This is a genomic window from Mangrovivirga cuniculi, from assembly GCF_005166025.1.
In the GTDB taxonomy this organism is placed as follows: domain Bacteria; phylum Bacteroidota; class Bacteroidia; order Cytophagales; family Cyclobacteriaceae; genus Mangrovivirga; species Mangrovivirga cuniculi.
This window is the reverse complement of sequence record NZ_CP028923.1, coordinates 3,785,244-3,801,545: the sequence shown is the minus strand read 5'-3', so window position 1 is coordinate 3,801,545 and position 16,302 is coordinate 3,785,244. Positions and strand designations below refer to the sequence as shown.

Sequence of the window (16,302 nt, the reverse complement as noted above, 5' to 3'; positions counted from 1 at the left end):
ATTTAGTTTTTATCGAAATTGTCTGAACATGAACTTTCCAAAATCCACTGCTGCATCAAAAACTCCACCACTAATTAGTTCAAAACCAAGCCTTACACTTTTTTCTATTGCCTCATCAGTTTTCTCGAAGTTTTTACTAGTGTCATTGCACCAGAAGTTCATTAAAAAGACCAACTGAGCTAAAAATGGATTCTTTAGTTGACTCTGAATCGGAAGTTTGATGATTTCTCCACCTTCAACACCTTCATCGACCAGTTCATTTACATAATTTTTAAATGATTTGTAGAAAGGTTTCAGGTATCCCGGAGTTTTCTGTGCCTTTGAGAAAGCATCCTGTCGATACAGTACATAGCTTCTGTTATTTTTAAGGATCTCAAAGAAGGTGTAGTAAAAGAACAGCATTTTTTCCCTTACCGGATACATTTCGTACTCTTCCTCTTTTCCCAATGATTTAATTGTATCATCAAAAAATCCCTGCCAAATGTCAGCTTCCAATGATTCAAAAGAACTATAATGGGAATAGAACTCCTCTTCTTTGATCTTTAGTTTCTTGCAGAATGCCAGTACCGAACGCAATGGTTCCGGATCAACTAATAGATGATTTATGTAATTGTTTTTTAATCTTTGTGATGTTACCATGTATTTTAAACAAATGAGGTAACATATTGTTGGAGGATTTTAATAAATTATTTGATTAATTTTTAAGTCTGGATTCTTTCAGTTCCTCAATCTCCGGTTTGAATTCATCCTGATAAAATCTTCTGATGAATTTAAGGTTTCTTCCAGCTCCCATATTACTCTTTATTCCTGTTAAACTGGCTTTTACCAGGAAATTAATAAATGATCGATGATCTAATCGCTCGTAAAATAAATAGCGAGGCTTCTTGTACCACTCTTCGGTATTATTTTTCTTAAGGATCATATTGGCGAAAAATCCACCCAGGGTGCCCTGAACGCCCCCTTCTTTATCTGTATTTACTTTTAACAGAGTCATTGACATATCCTGGTAATAGAAACCCATGTTACCATAAATATTGTCTTTATATCCCTGTGCAAAGACCATGGCTGTGTCTAATTGTCCTGAATTGAACCTGATCATAGCAGACGGTTCTAGGAAAGCATTCATTTCCGGTAACGGCATAGGCGCCAGGCCGATGGTTGTCTTAAACGCCCCATCTTCACTATTCATATTGAAGTCAAGGTCCAGTGTAAGTTTACTCGTGCCCATCAGGTCACCCTTCATACTGATCAGCATATGAGAACTGTCTGGTGGATTGCTGAATATATTAGTCAGGTCACCCGAAACATCGGTCAGAATTACATCTCCGGGACGCAGGCCATTTTCGGGAACCTCCCTGTATCTAAGGAATCCTCCAAAAGTAGTGATTTTGTCAATGTTAAAACCCAGCGGACTATTGCGAACAAATTCGTTGGGAAAAGGCTTTTTGTTACTTTTATCAACAGGTTTATTCTTATCCCTGTAAATATTTAATTCGGGGTTTTTAATAATTATTTCTTTAGCTACAAAAGTCGAATCATTGAGTAATTCAAGGGTATTAAAGTTCTTAATGACCGTTTCACCAAGTCTAAGAGTAACGATATCTTCTTCATAATTTTGAGACTCAGCCAGGATCTCCGGTGGCAGAGTAGGTACTATTCGGAAGTCTCTGACTGTTAATGTTTGAGAAACATCGTTCCAGATGGTATATCCACTTTGTATGTTGTATGATGCCAGTGGGTAGAAAAAATAGTCAAAACCGGTTTCAAGTGCACGGTAGCTCCAGGTGTCTTTATTTTTGGTGAAATCTGCTGTAAGCTCTTTACAGCCAAGACGAAAACCCTGGACAGCAAGTCGTTCCTGGTATGGATCGGCAATTGAAAAGTTAACCTGATTTACAGCGAAATTATTAACGTCTATTTTTGAAAGAGCATTAAACTTTTTGATAATAAAGTCATTCGCTTCTTCTTTTAGATTAAAAACATCAGAATTATCTGAACCCCGAATATTATCTCCTGTAAGTAGTTTGGTGTAAGTAACTCCGTCAATGATTAAAGATCCGGCTAGAAATTCTTTTTGAGTGAACAAGGCAGGAATGTCCCAGTTATTGATTGATATTCTCTCAGTATTGGCCTGCCAGTTTTTTGTGCTGTCCTTTGGAGTTCCTTCTGCATTGGTAATAACCAGTGATCCAGGATCCATACCTGTTGTAATGCTATCTGCTTTAATAATGACGTCCTTATTTTCGAAATCCACTTCTGAAAAAGTAAACATTCCACCATCAGGCCAGTGAATGCCGGTGGAATCTGTTAATGTTTCAAGTCCGCTTATAGAACCATTGATCAGGTCAGTACTTATTTTGGTAATGTTTCCGATAGAATCTGTAAGGCTAACAGAAAGGCTTCCGTTATTGATCGAGGTGTTTTCAGATAAAAATGAAAATTTACCTGCTTCCTTTTTTGTTATATTTCTTTTGTTGATATCTATTCTTATCTGTGGTTCTTCCAGTTCAATTGAACGAAAACTCAATTCACTATTGTTGATACCTTTAGAAAGATCATAAGCATTTGCAGTTAATAATGGGATGTCTGCATTAATTGTTATTCCTCGTTTTAGCTTTGTATCATCTGATTTAATCAAAAGACTATCAAAAATAACTTTATCGGAACTAGAGCTTGAATATACTCTGTCAGCACTTAATTCATGCCCCATCCCCAGGTGCTTTAGGAGTAATTCTTTAAAATCAATCTTATATTTATTGAAACCAAATTCGATACTGTCTGTTGTGTTATTCCATTTGAGATCAGTAGTATAGAAAGCAGCATTCTGAGTGGTCAGGTGCCAGGTTGAATCACGTTTTATGTTAAATTCTGTTTCTTTGAGATTTACTGCTTTCAAGTTAATTCCTTTAATGGTTTTTTTTCTTGAAAGAGAACTAACTGAATCTTTTCGGGTTTTTTTTCGGATTAGATATTCTAAATTACCTTTTTCAATGGAAGCACTATCTGCAGAGATTACCAGGTCTTTAATTAATTGGTTTTTAGACAACCTGTAAAGCCTGATTCCTTCGCCTGTATATTTTACATCTGAAGATAAACTATCCTGTGGGGCTTTTTCAAATTCAAGGTCCTGGATGAAAATTCTGTTAAAATCATTTCTTACAACCGGAAATCTGGATTTAATAATTCCACCATTATTTAAGGTGAGGGTTATATATTCTGTTGAGGCTGTGTTTATTGTGGCCTGGTTTAAACTTTCGTCAAGACCCATGTTTTCATACCAAAGCATATTGTCGATATCGATCTTCATACCTGTAGTTAAAACTTGTGGTGCGCTATAACCTCGATATCGACTAATTTCAAGCCTTGCATTATCAATAACAAGGTTTTCAATTTTAGCATTTAACCAGGCTTTCGGTAGATCTTTAAGGATGTTGTCTTTGTTTTGGTTCCTGTTTACATTGGATGACTTAATGTAGAAATCCGGGCTATTGAGATAAACTTCTTTTAAAGAAACCATACTGTCTTTATTAAGCATGGTTTTATCTAACCCTGCGAGAATGATTTCCGGTAAGTAAGCTTCAAAATCCGGTGTGTTAACACCGCTCTTCTGCTTATTGATCTTTAATTTATTGACCTTTAGTACTTCCGACTTCGATGAAAATTCGATACTTGAAGCATTAAAGTTTAATTCGCGATTTCCTGAACGATAATTTGGGCTAAAGAATCTAACCCCCAGGTCGGTATATGATGGGAAGTAATTTCCTGTGGAGATCATGGTGCTATCTAATATGTAATCATAGACGCTAATCTCCATCTGAGGTAAATGTAGCACGCCTCCGTTTTCCTGTTCAAAGATCATTTTTCCATGAGCCATTGTAAAAGTGTCGACTTCGATGGTTTTAAAAACAGATGATAAGAACGCAGAAAAGTTATTGTCTTGTTTTTCAGTGTTTTCTCCACTGATCATTTTCTTAACCCAATGGTTCTTGGTGTTAAATGTGGTCTCAGTAAGTGTTATTGACCCTACATCTAATATGTTTTTTTGATAAGACCTGTTAAAATCAATATTTCTGATCTCCAGCCCCGGAGTGTTGTAGTAGAATAAATTTTGAACTTCATCATGAGAAATATTTTCAGATGGCTGAATAGTAAAGTCAATGATGCGGATGGCTGAGTTTAGCGTGTTTATTTTTAAACTGTCAAAACTGACAAAATGAACAGAGTCTTTCAGAAAGATCTTCTGAGGCCCGGACTGAAAGGTGACGTTATCAGCACTTAAAAATTTTGATTTGTTTTCAACTGATGATCTGTTTAATAAGAAATCATCAATATTCAGGTTCAGATTCTCAAGTACGACCGGCCATAATTGCTTTTCTTTTAAAAGGAGGTATTCTACATCGGCATTATTAATGTTGAGGTTATTAATTTTAAATTCTTCGAGGTATTCTGAAATCTGATTATATATTTTACCTACTTCACCGCTCAGGGAAGTACCGCTTTGCCTGCCAGAGTTTTTTATAGTTATTACCGGTGAATCAAGTCTTATACTTTGAACTTCCAGTTTTTTGGTCCAATAAACTAAAATGAGTTGTTTGACATCAAGTGTGAGATCAGGAATTGCAATCTTCACCATGTTAGTAGTGTCCTGATGATTGTAAAAATCAGAAGAATCTTTAGGTATTAGATGAATATCCTTAAACTCAGCTTTGCTTGCTAAAAATGAAACGGACAGGTCTGAATAACTAAACTGATACTTACCTTCAGTCTTTTCTTCTATTTTTTCTTCAAGGAAGTTATACAGGTAAGTTTTTGTAAGATTTTTTGTGATAAAAAAGAAAGGGATTAATAATACCAATAAGAAAAAACCGATGATCACACCGTGGCGACGATAAAATGGTTTTTTATGTCTTGTTTTTCCTTCGGGCATACTATTACAAACTATTATTATGCAGTTTAGACAAAAACCTTCATAAAAAAAAGACCCCTTAGCTGCAGGCGCAGTTCAGGGGTCAGATTGCTCATAACAGGTGAAGAATTAAGGAAGACCTTACTTAGTCGTTGTAAACGATTGTATATCCTCTGATTCCGTGTTCATGGCTGTCCAGGCCTTCAACTTCGTGTTTAGCTGACACACGGATTCCAAATGTCTTTTTCATTATAAAGAATATGATAAATGCTGAGGTAAAGGCAGCACCACCACATATTGCAACACCTTTTAATTGTGTTAAAAACTGGCTCCAGCCAGCCATAGAGCCGAATATGCCAACGGCCAAAGTTCCAAAAACACCACAGGTGAGGTGTACAGAAATAGCTCCGACACAATCGTCAAGTTTTAATTTATCTAAAAACACAGCAGAGAAAACTACGAGAGTTCCACTGATCAGTCCAATAATAAGCGAATCAGTTATATTCATTACATCAGCTCCCGCTGTAATGCCAACCAGGCCTGCAAGAACGCCATTAAGGACCATTCCGAAATCAAGACGATTAAACATGAAATAGCCTGTGAAGCAACCACCCAGTGCTCCGGCACACGCTGCCAGACTAGTATTAACTAATACCACTGAAGTAGCCATCGGATCTGCAGAAAGTACCGATCCTCCATTAAAACCAAACCAACCCAGCCATAATAAGAATACTCCTATTGTAGCAAGAGGCACGCTACTTCCTTCTTTATCGACTACTTTTCCATCAACATATTTGCCGATACGAGGGCCAATTATGATAACTCCGGCAAGCGCTCCCCAGCCACCCACTGAATGTACAAGTGTTGAGCCGGCAAAATCATAAAAACCCATCGCATCTAATGCTCCGCCACCCCATTTCCAGCTACCAATGACAGGGTAGATCAACCCAACAAAGATCACGGTAAAGATAAAATAGGCGTTAATTTTAATTCGTTCAGCCACAGCACCTGAAACTATAGTGGCAGCAGTAGCGGCAAACATTCCCTGAAACAGAAAGTCGGTCCAATATGTGTATCCTGAATTATAACTCAGGCCAGAAGAATCACTTAACAGGAAGCCTGAAAAGTCAAACCATCCCGGTCCGTCTGCAAATGCAGGATACATAAGATTGAATCCGAAGAAAGCAAAAGTTAACAAGCCGATCGCGGGGGTTAATGTGTTCTTGAAAAGGATATTAACGGTATTTTTAGCTTGTGTAAATCCTGCTTCTACAGCTGCGAATCCGAGGTGCATAATAAACACCAGGGCTGTACACAGCATCATCCAGGTATTATTAGTAGTTAATATATTTAATTCTTGTTGTTCTTTTAATGATTCAATTTCCGCCATCGCTAAAGATGAAGCGGTCGATGAACCTGGTTCAACATCTGCCAGTACTGAAAGTTCGTTTCCTGTACTGATTAATAATTCATGAATAATTTCGGTTAGCATATGAACTTATAATTCAGTAAAAAAATGTATAGGTTTAAGTTTTAGGTTTAATAATTACCCTAATTTTATATAAATTTTGTTTAAAAAGAATTTACAGGGTGTTAAATAATCTTGAATTATAATTTTTAATGAAATTTGTAATTGTTGAGGGGTATTTTTGAAAGAGTTGTAGTGGTTTTGTTGAAAATAAGGTTGTGAGTGGATGTTTTTTAATAAAGGCTATGTTGTATTAGTAAATTTAACAAGGTTTGTTGGTTTTATTGTTAAAAACATATCAGATCTCTCTATTATTTAAATATTATCAATAAAGTTCAGTTAGTTGAATAATAGAATAAAGGGTGTTTATTTTGTTGAAAATTCATAAGCATGAAAATTTCAATACAATACCAATTTGTAATCATCCTGTTATTGTTTCTGGGGACTAATATGATCTCCGCCCAGGAAGATGAAAAAGACGATAAGTTTCTGAATCTGTCTACACCTCAGAATACAGTTAAAACTCATTTAAAAAACCTTCAACCCGAATCGTACTATCCAAAGGTTGCGGCAGCGGTTTTTAATCCTGACAATCACTCGAAAGAAGAAAGAGCAGATTTGGCTATCAAGCTTAAACAGGTGTTGGATGGAGAAGGTATAATAATTGATTTGGAGGCGATTCCTAATAACCCTGACTATGCGGATTCTGCAGCCAATAATCAAAATTTATATAAGCTGACAAATTCCCTGCCCAGAATCAAACTGGCTAAGGTGGGAGAGAAATGGTATTATTCGGAAAATACCGCTGACATTGTCAATGAATTACATCGGGATACTTATCCGTTTGGGACTGCACAATTACTAAATATTCTTCCTAAAACAAGCAATAAGAAATATCTCGGATTGTATTTATGGCAAATTATTGGGCTGGCTATTCTCATTTTGGCTGCAGTCATTATTCATAATTTGTTTACCTTTTTATTAAGAAAGGTAATTACAGCCACATTATTAAAAGCGGGTTATAAAGATATAGCCAAAGGATTTGTAAAACCAATTGCAAGCCCTGCTGCATGGTTTCTCGTAGTCTTTCTAATGAGCGTGTTTGTTAGGGTACTCCAGTTGCCAATCGATTTTGCTCATTATACAATCTTGATCCTGAAAGCTTTAGTGCCATTTTTTGCTACTATTATAGTTTACAGGTTGGTGGACGTACTTGGTCTTTACATGCATCGAATGGCAGAAAAAACCCAGTCAACTTTAGATGATCAATTAGTACCACTGGTCAGTAAAACTTTAAAGATTTTTGTAGTATTGATCGGGGTAATTTTCATCTTAAGTAGTCTTGAGATCAATGTTATACCAATACTGACCGGATTGTCTATCGGTGGTCTGGCATTTGCTTTGGCAGCACAGGATACGCTCAAAAACTTCTTTGGTAGTATTATGATCTTTCTTGACCGGCCTTTTCAGATTGGAGACTGGATCACCGCGGGAAGTGATATTGATGGAACCATAGAGGAAGTGGGGTTCAGATCGACGCGAATCAGGACCTTCAGAAACTCAGTTACCTCAGTACCTAATGGTAAGCTGGCTGATATGACTGTCGATAATCATGGACTTAGGGTATACAGAAGGTTTTACACCAAACTTGCCATTACTTACGATACTCCACCGGATGTGATCGAAGCTTTTGTCGATGGATTAAGAAAATTAACTACAGATCATCCTGATACCAGAAAAGATAATTATCACATTTATCTGAATGAATTTGGAGGCTCAGCTCTTGAAATTATGTATTATGTGTTTTTCAGAGTACCGGATTGGGGTGGGGAGTTAAAAGCCCGTCATGAACTGATGATCCGGATAATCGAACTATCAGAAGAATTAGGAGTGAGGTTTGCATTTCCTACTCAGACTCTTCATATGGAAACTTTTCCGGAAAAAGAAAGTCTTACTCCGGAATACACAGAAACTCCTGAGCAGTTAAAGGAAAAACTTGCTGCTTTTTACTCTAAGAAAGGATTAAATTAATTTTTGATTGCTTTGCGGATCATTAATCCGATCCAAATTGTAGATATAAAAAATAAAGTAATCCATACCGCTGTCTCCACAGGCAGCGGTTTTTTTGATTCTATTATAGAATAGATCGAGGAGGCTGATGCTCCGGTAAGAAAAGCTAAAACAGTTCGAGGCAACATTCCGATCAGGCTGCCATACATGAAACGCTTAATATGCACTGCCGAAGCAGCCATTAATAGATTCATCACGGCAAAAGGTAAAACCGGGGACAGCCTGACAGCAATGACAGTTTTCAGGCTTTTTCTTCTTAGGGTTTCAAAGACTCTTCTTCTTTTTGAGTTTTTATTAATAATGGTATATAGCCATCGGTCTTCAATATTAAGTGAAATTAAATATCCTATTAAAGCTCCCAGCATGTAGGCCGCGATAAGAAAAGGGAAAGTATGCCAGGGAAGGTAAAATCCCCAAATAGCGGCAGTAAGTGTTGTTGGGAGAAGAGCAAGCCCCATAACAATAGCAGCAATAAAAAAATAGATGGTAGTTTCCAATAAACCTGCAGGAACTGAGGTGACATTATTGACAACAAGGTAGCCAAGCAAGGTAGAGCTGCAGATCAGCGGGCCAACAAACTGCCATGCTCCCCAAAATGTAGAAATAACGTTGCGAATGAATGTCCTGGTACCTAACATTTATTATTTTTATAACTCATTTTTGGATTAATTATTCTTCATCAGAAAACAAATTTCATTTTTCATGACTAAACTGGGAACGAAAGCAGTTCACGCAGGTGTAGAGCCAGATCCGGCAACTGGTGCGATAATGACACCGATATATCAAACAACAACTTATGTTCAGGATGCACCCGGAGAACATAAAGGTTATGAATATTCGAGAACTCAAAATCCAACAAGACATGCCCTGGAAAAAAGCATTGCAGTTCTTGAGAATGCAAAGTATGGATTGTGTTTCTCTTCAGGTCTTGGCGCTATCGATGCAGTAGTCAAAATGCTTAAACCTGGAGATGAGGTTATCAGTACCAACGATCTCTATGGCGGATCTTACCGCATATTTACAAAGATTTTTGAAAACTTTGGAATAAAATTTCATTTCACTGATATGAATCATGTGGAAAAGGTGAAAAGCCTGATCAATGACAACACTAAATTGATCTGGCTGGAAACACCAACCAACCCCATGATGAATATAATTGATATTAAGGGAGTAGCTGATCTGGTCAAAGATAAAGACATCCTTGTGGCTGTTGATAATACGTTTGCCACACCAATACTTCAATCTCCAATAGATCTGGGAGCTGATATTGTAATGCATTCGGCTACCAAATATCTCGGAGGTCATAGCGATGTGGTTATGGGATCTTTAGTGGTAAATGATGAAGACCTGGCAAAGCAGCTTGCTTTTATTCAAAATTCAAGTGGTGCTGTTCCTGGTCCACAGGATTGCTTTTTGGTTTTGAGAGGGATTAAAACACTCCATTTAAGAATGGAGCGCCACTGTCAGAATGGAGAAGAAATTGCCAATTGGCTGGCTGCTCATTCTACTGTTAAAAATGTATACTGGCCGGGCTTTGAGGATCATCCGAACCACGATATCGCAAAGCTTCAGATGAGAGGGTTTGGTGGTATGATTTCTTTTTCCTTGAAGGAAGATACACAAGAGGCTGCTTTCGAAGTACTTAAAAAATTTAAGCTTTTTAGTCTCGCCGAATCTCTTGGAGGTGTGGAGTCTCTTTGTGGGCATCCGGCTTCGATGACTCATGCATCTATTCCTCGAGAAGAGAGGTTAAAAGTTGGTCTTACTGACTCATTGATTAGGTTAAGTGTTGGAATTGAGGATTCAGAGGATTTAATTGCAGACCTTAAACAAGCATTGGAAAATTAAATGAGTAAAGTAACTGTCTACCTCGATCAACTTAAGAGTGAATATGATTCACGTCCGTTAATCAAATTTAAATGGTCAATGTTGATGAAACTGATGCCCAAGCTAATTCTTGTGGTATTGTGTGCATCGTTAATCGCCTATCTTACCCTTGATGTAAAAATACTCTCTACGAAAGTGGGAATCTCTTTTGCTGGGTTTTTAACTGCTGCAATGGGTATTCTTTTAGTATTTAGAAATAATACAGCTTACGATCGCTGGTGGGAAGGACGTAAAATCTGGGGTACTCTTGTTAATACCTCAAGGCATATGGCCATGTTGATTAAAGAGCTGTTTAAAAATAACCCTAACAGGCTTGAAGATTTTGCAGGTTTGCTTTCTGCATTTCCTCATGTTTTAAAAGATCACCTAAGGAATAAGGATGATGAAGAGGCATATAATTTTCTTTCAGAGGAAGAGTTTGCCTTTGTGAAAAAAATGGATCATAAACCTAATGCATTGATTATGCTCATGCAACAAAGGTTTCGGGAAGCTTTTGCATCAGGTGAAATTACAGATTATCAGTATATCAAGCTGACAGATCAGGGTGGTTTATTAACAGACTACCTCGGTAAATGTGAAAGGATCAAAAACACTCCTATAGCTTCAGGCCATCAGGTTCTTGTTACTTCGATTGTCTGGCTTTATTTATTATCCCTGCCATTTGGACTGGTAGAATCAATGGGCTGGTATTCGGTATTCGTAGTATTTTTCATAGCTTATTTACTTCTTTCTATGGTAGAGGTCAGTTTAGAGATAGAAGATCCGTTTGGTACAGACGCTAATGATCTGCCTACTGATAAGCTGGCTGATATGATCGCGATCAATGTTGGTGAAATCTTGCTTGGAAAAGATTGATTATTAATCTGATACCCAGTAAATTCCTGTAAAAACAATTATATCTCATGGCCAAGGTAACAGGAATAGGAGGGGTGTTTTTTAAGTCCCCGGATCCCGAGAAGTTAAAAAAATGGTACAAAGAACATTTAGGTATCGATTATGATCAGTATGGTCGGGTATTTAAATGGCAAGACGGACAACCGGATGGAAAAGGCTCGACTACCTGGTGCCCGTTTGTTGGTAATACGAAATATTTTAGTCCGTCAGATCATGATTATATGATCAACTATCGGGTGGATGATCTGATCGAATTGCTTGGTGAACTGGATAAAAAAGGAATTAAGCAGGTCGGGGAGATGGAAGATTATCCTTATGGGAAATTTGCGTGGATCATGGATCCTGAGGGTAGGAAAATTGAACTTTGGGAGCCGATTGACGATCAATTATAGAGAAAAATTATAAAAGTTTAATTTTTTAAATCCTTTCTGGCGGGGAGCCGTTATCTTTATCACTTAAGTTACCCAACCAGTACATGATTACATTGAATATTCATCCGGATGCCTCACGGGATATCCTGCATGAAATTGCCCGTGAATTTGATATTAAAGTAAATGGGAACCGGCTATTAGTTGATAATGAAGATTTAAAGCTCGATGTCCGAATTGAGGAGTTTGAAGGATTTTTTGACCTGATAATAACCAGGGAATGCATATGCAGAAAACCTGTGAGAATATTTCGTCATGGAAAAATATCTAATAATTTTTTTCCGGTTTTATTTATAGATTCCCCCGCAATACAATTTAAAATCCCAGAATTGGGTCAGGTAAACGTTGGTAGTAATTCTCTACATGGAGTTTCTTTTGGCATGACAACCGAGCCAAGTGAGATGTTTTTACCAATCGAAAAGGAATTAAGATTTTTATCTGTCAGGCTCAAGGAAGAATTTATCAGGAAGTTTGAAAAAGATAGTTCTTTCTCCAGACACATTTTAAAGGCAGAGCAGGATATAATTATCCATGAAATGCTGACTCTCGAAATGAAGAAGTTAATCAGCGATATCCATAATATTGTGGGAGATGATGCTTTTTCAAAAAATATAAGAAAAGTCCGTACCGAGGAACTGATCATGTTATTTTTTAATAAGGTCGATGAACGGGATTTTTCTGTTGGGTCAAAGATTGAAAAAAGTAAAACTGATGCATATGAGCGGATCTATAAAGTGAGGGAAAAATTGCTTCAAGATCTATCAAAACAACCTAATGTAGAAGAATTGGCCGATGAAGCTGCTTTGTCGCCTAGCAGGATGCGAAGTGTGTTTAAAGAAGTATTTGGTATGCCTGTTTATTCATATTTACAGGAAGCAAGGTTAGAAGAAGCCAGGAATTTGTTATTAAACTCAGATTATAGTATTTCTTCTATTAGTTATCTGATCGGTTTTAACAACCCCGGACATTTTGCCTCACTCTTTAAAAATAAGTATGGAATGCTTCCAAGTGAGTGGAAAAGAGCTTGATAATGAGAAGATAGTCATATTTTGACATTAGTTAGTTAAAATTGTATATACTGATTAACCCTTTAATGATACATTTGTAATACGAATTCCGACTAACACACCAGATGTCGTGTTTAGTTAAGATGTTGCCACCCGAATTTGGTTGTGACGGTGGCTTAGCAGATTAATTGTCGGTATGAGTTTTCATGGTTGGGTTAATTAAACCTGTTTTCCTCTCGGGAAGACAGGTTTTTTTCTTTTCAGGACAATAGAAATATCACCAGGCTGAAAATAGCAAATAAGGTTGAAATTATTGATAAATTAGCAAAAGTGACCGGGTGCTTTTTGATGAATAATCCAATAATACTTAATAAGACTGTGATTGCTGGAAAAAATATCAAAGTACCATATACCGGTGCCCGATCAGATACAAAATTAGCAGTTCCATCAATTGAATATAATTCATATCCTTTCCGTTTACCAAACAGCTTGGTTCTGAATAGTTGAGCAGGTTCTGACTCACTGAGTTCTTTAAAAGGGCCGAGAGTCTTCAGATAACTTCCTATTTCAATATTGTATATCATTCCTTCATTCGGTACTTCGCGGACTTCAAAAGCTTCAAAATAGAATCTTTCAGCTGGCTCTATGGTAAGAAAATCACTTAATAGCAGTGCTCCCATGATGATAATGAACCAGTTGATGGAGATAAACGTTTTTTTATTACGAATAAGAAATTCCTGATTTTGAGGAATGTTTTTATAGTCATATCGTTGTCTGCTAGTGCGGTAAGGAGAATACTGATGCCATTTTGGTCTATGGTTTGAGGGAACCACTCTTCTCGTATCTCTTAATAATTCAGCATAATTGAGTTTATTATCGTAATCTTCTTTTTTTACCGGATCTGATAATACATCATAAGCCTCTCTAATCTTTATAAAAATATCCTGGGCATTCTTCTCATGATTGACATCGGGATGATATTTAGATGCCAGTTTTCGGTAGTTTGATTTTATCTCTTTCAGGGAAGCGTCCCGGGAAAGATTTAGTATTTCATAGTAATTTTTGTCCATAGGCATCTGCTAAAGTAACCTTTAATAGACATAAAAAAAGAGTGGCCTGAGCCACTCTCTTTCGCCATACTCTGTAGGACTTTATTACTTGATAGTTATATTTTTAGATTCGAAAACATCATTTGACTCTAATGTGAGAGTATAATCTCCCTGAGGTAATTCATTTAAATTGATATTCTCTCTAAGATCTTTTTTGTAATAGATGTCATTGTAAACAACGTTGTTACCTTCATCCGTGATAGTGAAATTAACAGGAGAACCTGCATTTAAAGAAACGATGGTTACCTTGTTTTTTGTTGTTTCACTTTCTTTTATAAATGCTACAGGGTTTAAATAAGCTGGTTTTTCCAGGATTATTTTATCTCTGGCGACTTCTCCTAAAGTGGTGATTTCAACTGTATATTCTCCATAACCTAATTCTGATAAATTGAATAACTGGCTGTTTTGAGTTTTACTAGTAAAAGCAGAATATACCTTGTTATTATCTTTATCATAAATGGAGATCTGTACCAAATGCTTCTCAGGTTGATGCAGGTCGAGTCGAAATTTCATTGGATTATTAAATATGTGATCTAAGTCAAATATTAATCCTGAGCTCATTTTTTTTGGATCAAAAATCTTGTTTGAGTTTTCATTTACACCCGCATAAGCAGTAGAGCAAATCAGGGTAAAAATAAGTATTAAACTTACTGTCGAAATTGTTTTTGCTAGAGTTTTCATGGCCTTGTATAGATTATATTTTTAAAATTTAATTTTCTGATTAAAGAGGTGCTAGATAAGGTGATTATTTAGTTCTTAATATCAGTGTTTAAGGCTTAGACAGTTTGTATTTATTTACCCGGTTGACTTAATCTGTTTTTTAAGGACTTGTAACTATTGGTAAAACTTCTAATAGGGGGTGGAGTGAAACCACCCCCTTATTTTTATTTGATTGTGATATTTTCAGTTTCAGAAAAGTTGTCTGATGTCATTGTCATTGTATATTCACCTTTTGGTAACCAATTAAGGTCAAGATGCTCTCTGTAGTTTTTCAGGTAATAAGAGTTTACATATACTTTTTTACCGTTTGAATCTGTTATTTTTACTTTAACAGTAGATTCAGTGTTAAGAGAAACTATAGTGACTTTATTTTTAATTTTTTCACTCTCTTTAATGAATCCCATAGGTCTTAAATATTCAGGTTCCTTCAGTACTATTCTGTCAGAAGCTGTTTCACCCAGAGAGTTTATTTCTACTATGTATTCACCGTAACCTAAACCTTCAAGATTAAATAACTGGCTGTTATCGGTTTTACTTGTGTAGGCTGTATAAAGTTGGTTTCCATCTTTGTCATATATTGTGATATTATATAGATGCTTTTCAGGTTGATGGATATTTAATCTGAATTTCAAAAGATCCTCTGAAATATGATCCAGATCAAAAATTAATCCTGAACTCATTTTTTTAGGATCGAAGATATTACCTGGTTCATCGTTGGTGTTTGCAACAGCACTAAAAGATGATAATGCAAATGCTAATGTCAGACTTAAAGCGAAAATTGTTTTTGTTAGAGTTTTCATGGCGTTGTATAATTTGTATTTTTTATTAAATCATTTTGTGTTTAGTATAATGCCAAAGGGATGCCAGAAATATATAAATTACTGTAAGTCAGGTGGTTATGTGTTTTGGCGGTTTCCAGGAATTATAAAAAGCGTACGGTAATGAACATTGTGTTTTCAATAGTGACACAGGTAACCTTTATTGCTAAATCGTAGTAGCTAAAAAAGTGGGTTATTCATTCACATAACATACTACCACAGTCTGGGGGATAACTTATTAAACAAAAAAGAGTGGCAGAAGCCACTCTTCCAAAGCGCATGAAATGTCGTGCTACTTTTTACTTATCTTTGTTTCACTAGATAGATTCTCATTTGAAGTGTATATAGTATAGTCACCCCAACGAAGGTTTTTAATATTTAACTTTTCATTAAAATCCTTTTTTGTGATTTTATTTTTATAATATATTTTACCCTTAGAGTCTTTAATACTTATATAGGTTTCTTCAGACAGATTCCTTCCATAAATTACGACCAGGTTAGTCTCCGGATTGTGAGTTACCATTATTCTTGGCTTTAAAACTTCCGGAAATTCATATACTATTTTTTCTGTAATGGTCTCGCCTTCTGAAGTTATTGAAATTTCATATTCACCATACCCGAAATGGGACAGGTCAAATTGTTGATTGTGTTTTTTATTACTTGTAAAAAACTTATATAATACTTCTCCATCTTTGGAAGACAGACTTACAATGGCAAGTTTATTCTCTGGTTGATCAAGTATTAAATTAAGTTTCAAATCTTCTTCAACTTTAATTGACTCAAAGGTAAGACCTGATTTAAATGTTTTAGGATCCAGTGAGCGAGAATAACCATAAAAAGAGGAGCTGATCAGAGCAATAACTATTATTGCATTCGCGATTTTTTTGATATAAGGTTTCATAACATTGATATTTTATCATAACTATATACATATCAATGCTAAAATAAGACCAATAAATTAATTTGTTGATTATCAGTTGTTTAAGTGGTTTGCC

The 16,302-nt window shown here is 36.1% G+C and carries 13 protein-coding genes; 5 read left to right on the top strand and 8 right to left on the bottom strand.

Annotation, left to right across the window (positions count from 1 at the left end; all coding sequences use genetic code 11):
* Positions 1 to 9: 9 nt before the first annotated feature.
* The 3 genes from DCC35_RS16635 to DCC35_RS16625 form a co-directional block, all read right to left on the bottom strand.
* Complete coding sequence (locus tag DCC35_RS16635; protein WP_137091871.1) at positions 10 to 639, bottom strand: TetR family transcriptional regulator C-terminal domain-containing protein; 630 nt, start codon at positions 637 to 639, stop codon at positions 10 to 12.
* A 55-nt stretch (positions 640 to 694) separates the two neighbouring features.
* The gene (locus DCC35_RS16630) at positions 695 to 4,927 is read right to left on the bottom strand and encodes an AsmA family protein (protein WP_137091870.1); all 4,233 of its coding nucleotides are present in this window, start codon (positions 4,925 to 4,927) and stop codon (positions 695 to 697) included.
* Between the two features lie 124 nt (positions 4,928 to 5,051).
* On the bottom strand, positions 5,052 to 6,296 hold the full coding sequence (locus DCC35_RS16625) for an ammonium transporter (protein ID WP_246070256.1): 1,245 nt from the start codon (positions 6,294 to 6,296) through the stop codon (positions 5,052 to 5,054).
* Positions 6,297 to 6,764: 468 nt separating this feature from the next.
* Between DCC35_RS16625 and DCC35_RS16620 the strand changes: the two genes are divergently transcribed.
* Positions 6,765 to 8,405: a mechanosensitive ion channel family protein gene (locus DCC35_RS16620; protein ID WP_246070054.1), complete on the top strand. Its 1,641-nt coding sequence runs from the start codon at positions 6,765 to 6,767 to the stop codon at positions 8,403 to 8,405.
* Here the strand turns inward: DCC35_RS16620 and DCC35_RS16615 are convergent.
* Entirely contained in the window at positions 8,402 to 9,082 is a 681-nt protein-coding gene (locus DCC35_RS16615; protein WP_137091869.1) for a TVP38/TMEM64 family protein, read from the bottom strand. The genes DCC35_RS16620 and DCC35_RS16615 overlap by 4 nt on opposite strands.
* Before the next feature lie 64 nt (positions 9,083 to 9,146).
* On the opposite strand from DCC35_RS16615, the gene DCC35_RS16610 reads away from it, so the two are divergent.
* The 4 genes from DCC35_RS16610 (at position 9,147) to DCC35_RS16595 (ending at position 12,681) form a co-directional block, all read left to right on the top strand.
* Positions 9,147 to 10,292 (top strand): cystathionine gamma-synthase, encoded by a 1,146-nt coding sequence (locus DCC35_RS16610; RefSeq protein ID WP_137091868.1) that lies wholly within the window; start codon positions 9,147 to 9,149, stop codon positions 10,290 to 10,292.
* Positions 10,293 to 11,186: a bestrophin family protein gene (locus tag DCC35_RS16605; RefSeq protein ID WP_137091867.1), complete on the top strand. Its 894-nt coding sequence runs from the start codon at positions 10,293 to 10,295 to the stop codon at positions 11,184 to 11,186.
* A gap of 47 nt (positions 11,187 to 11,233) precedes the next feature.
* Positions 11,234 to 11,617 (top strand): VOC family protein, encoded by a 384-nt coding sequence (locus tag DCC35_RS16600; RefSeq protein ID WP_137091866.1) that lies wholly within the window; start codon positions 11,234 to 11,236, stop codon positions 11,615 to 11,617.
* 83 nt (positions 11,618 to 11,700) lie between these two features.
* Positions 11,701 to 12,681, top strand: coding sequence for a helix-turn-helix transcriptional regulator (locus DCC35_RS16595; protein ID WP_137091865.1), 981 nt, complete (start codon positions 11,701 to 11,703; stop codon positions 12,679 to 12,681).
* A gap of 239 nt (positions 12,682 to 12,920) precedes the next feature.
* Here DCC35_RS16595 and DCC35_RS16590 read toward each other — a convergent pair whose 3' ends face one another.
* From DCC35_RS16590 to DCC35_RS16575, 4 genes are all read right to left on the bottom strand, one after another.
* Positions 12,921 to 13,730 (bottom strand): J domain-containing protein, encoded by an 810-nt coding sequence (locus DCC35_RS16590; protein WP_137091864.1) that lies wholly within the window; start codon positions 13,728 to 13,730, stop codon positions 12,921 to 12,923.
* Between the two features lie 84 nt (positions 13,731 to 13,814).
* Positions 13,815 to 14,450, bottom strand: coding sequence for a DUF3244 domain-containing protein (locus DCC35_RS16585; RefSeq protein ID WP_137091863.1), 636 nt, complete (start codon positions 14,448 to 14,450; stop codon positions 13,815 to 13,817).
* Between the two features lie 203 nt (positions 14,451 to 14,653).
* Complete coding sequence (locus tag DCC35_RS16580; protein ID WP_137091862.1) at positions 14,654 to 15,289, bottom strand: T9SS type A sorting domain-containing protein; 636 nt, start codon at positions 15,287 to 15,289, stop codon at positions 14,654 to 14,656.
* 310 nt (positions 15,290 to 15,599) lie between these two features.
* Positions 15,600 to 16,208 (bottom strand): hypothetical protein, encoded by a 609-nt coding sequence (locus DCC35_RS16575; RefSeq protein WP_137091861.1) that lies wholly within the window; start codon positions 16,206 to 16,208, stop codon positions 15,600 to 15,602.
* Between the last annotated feature and the right edge of the window lie 94 nt (positions 16,209 to 16,302).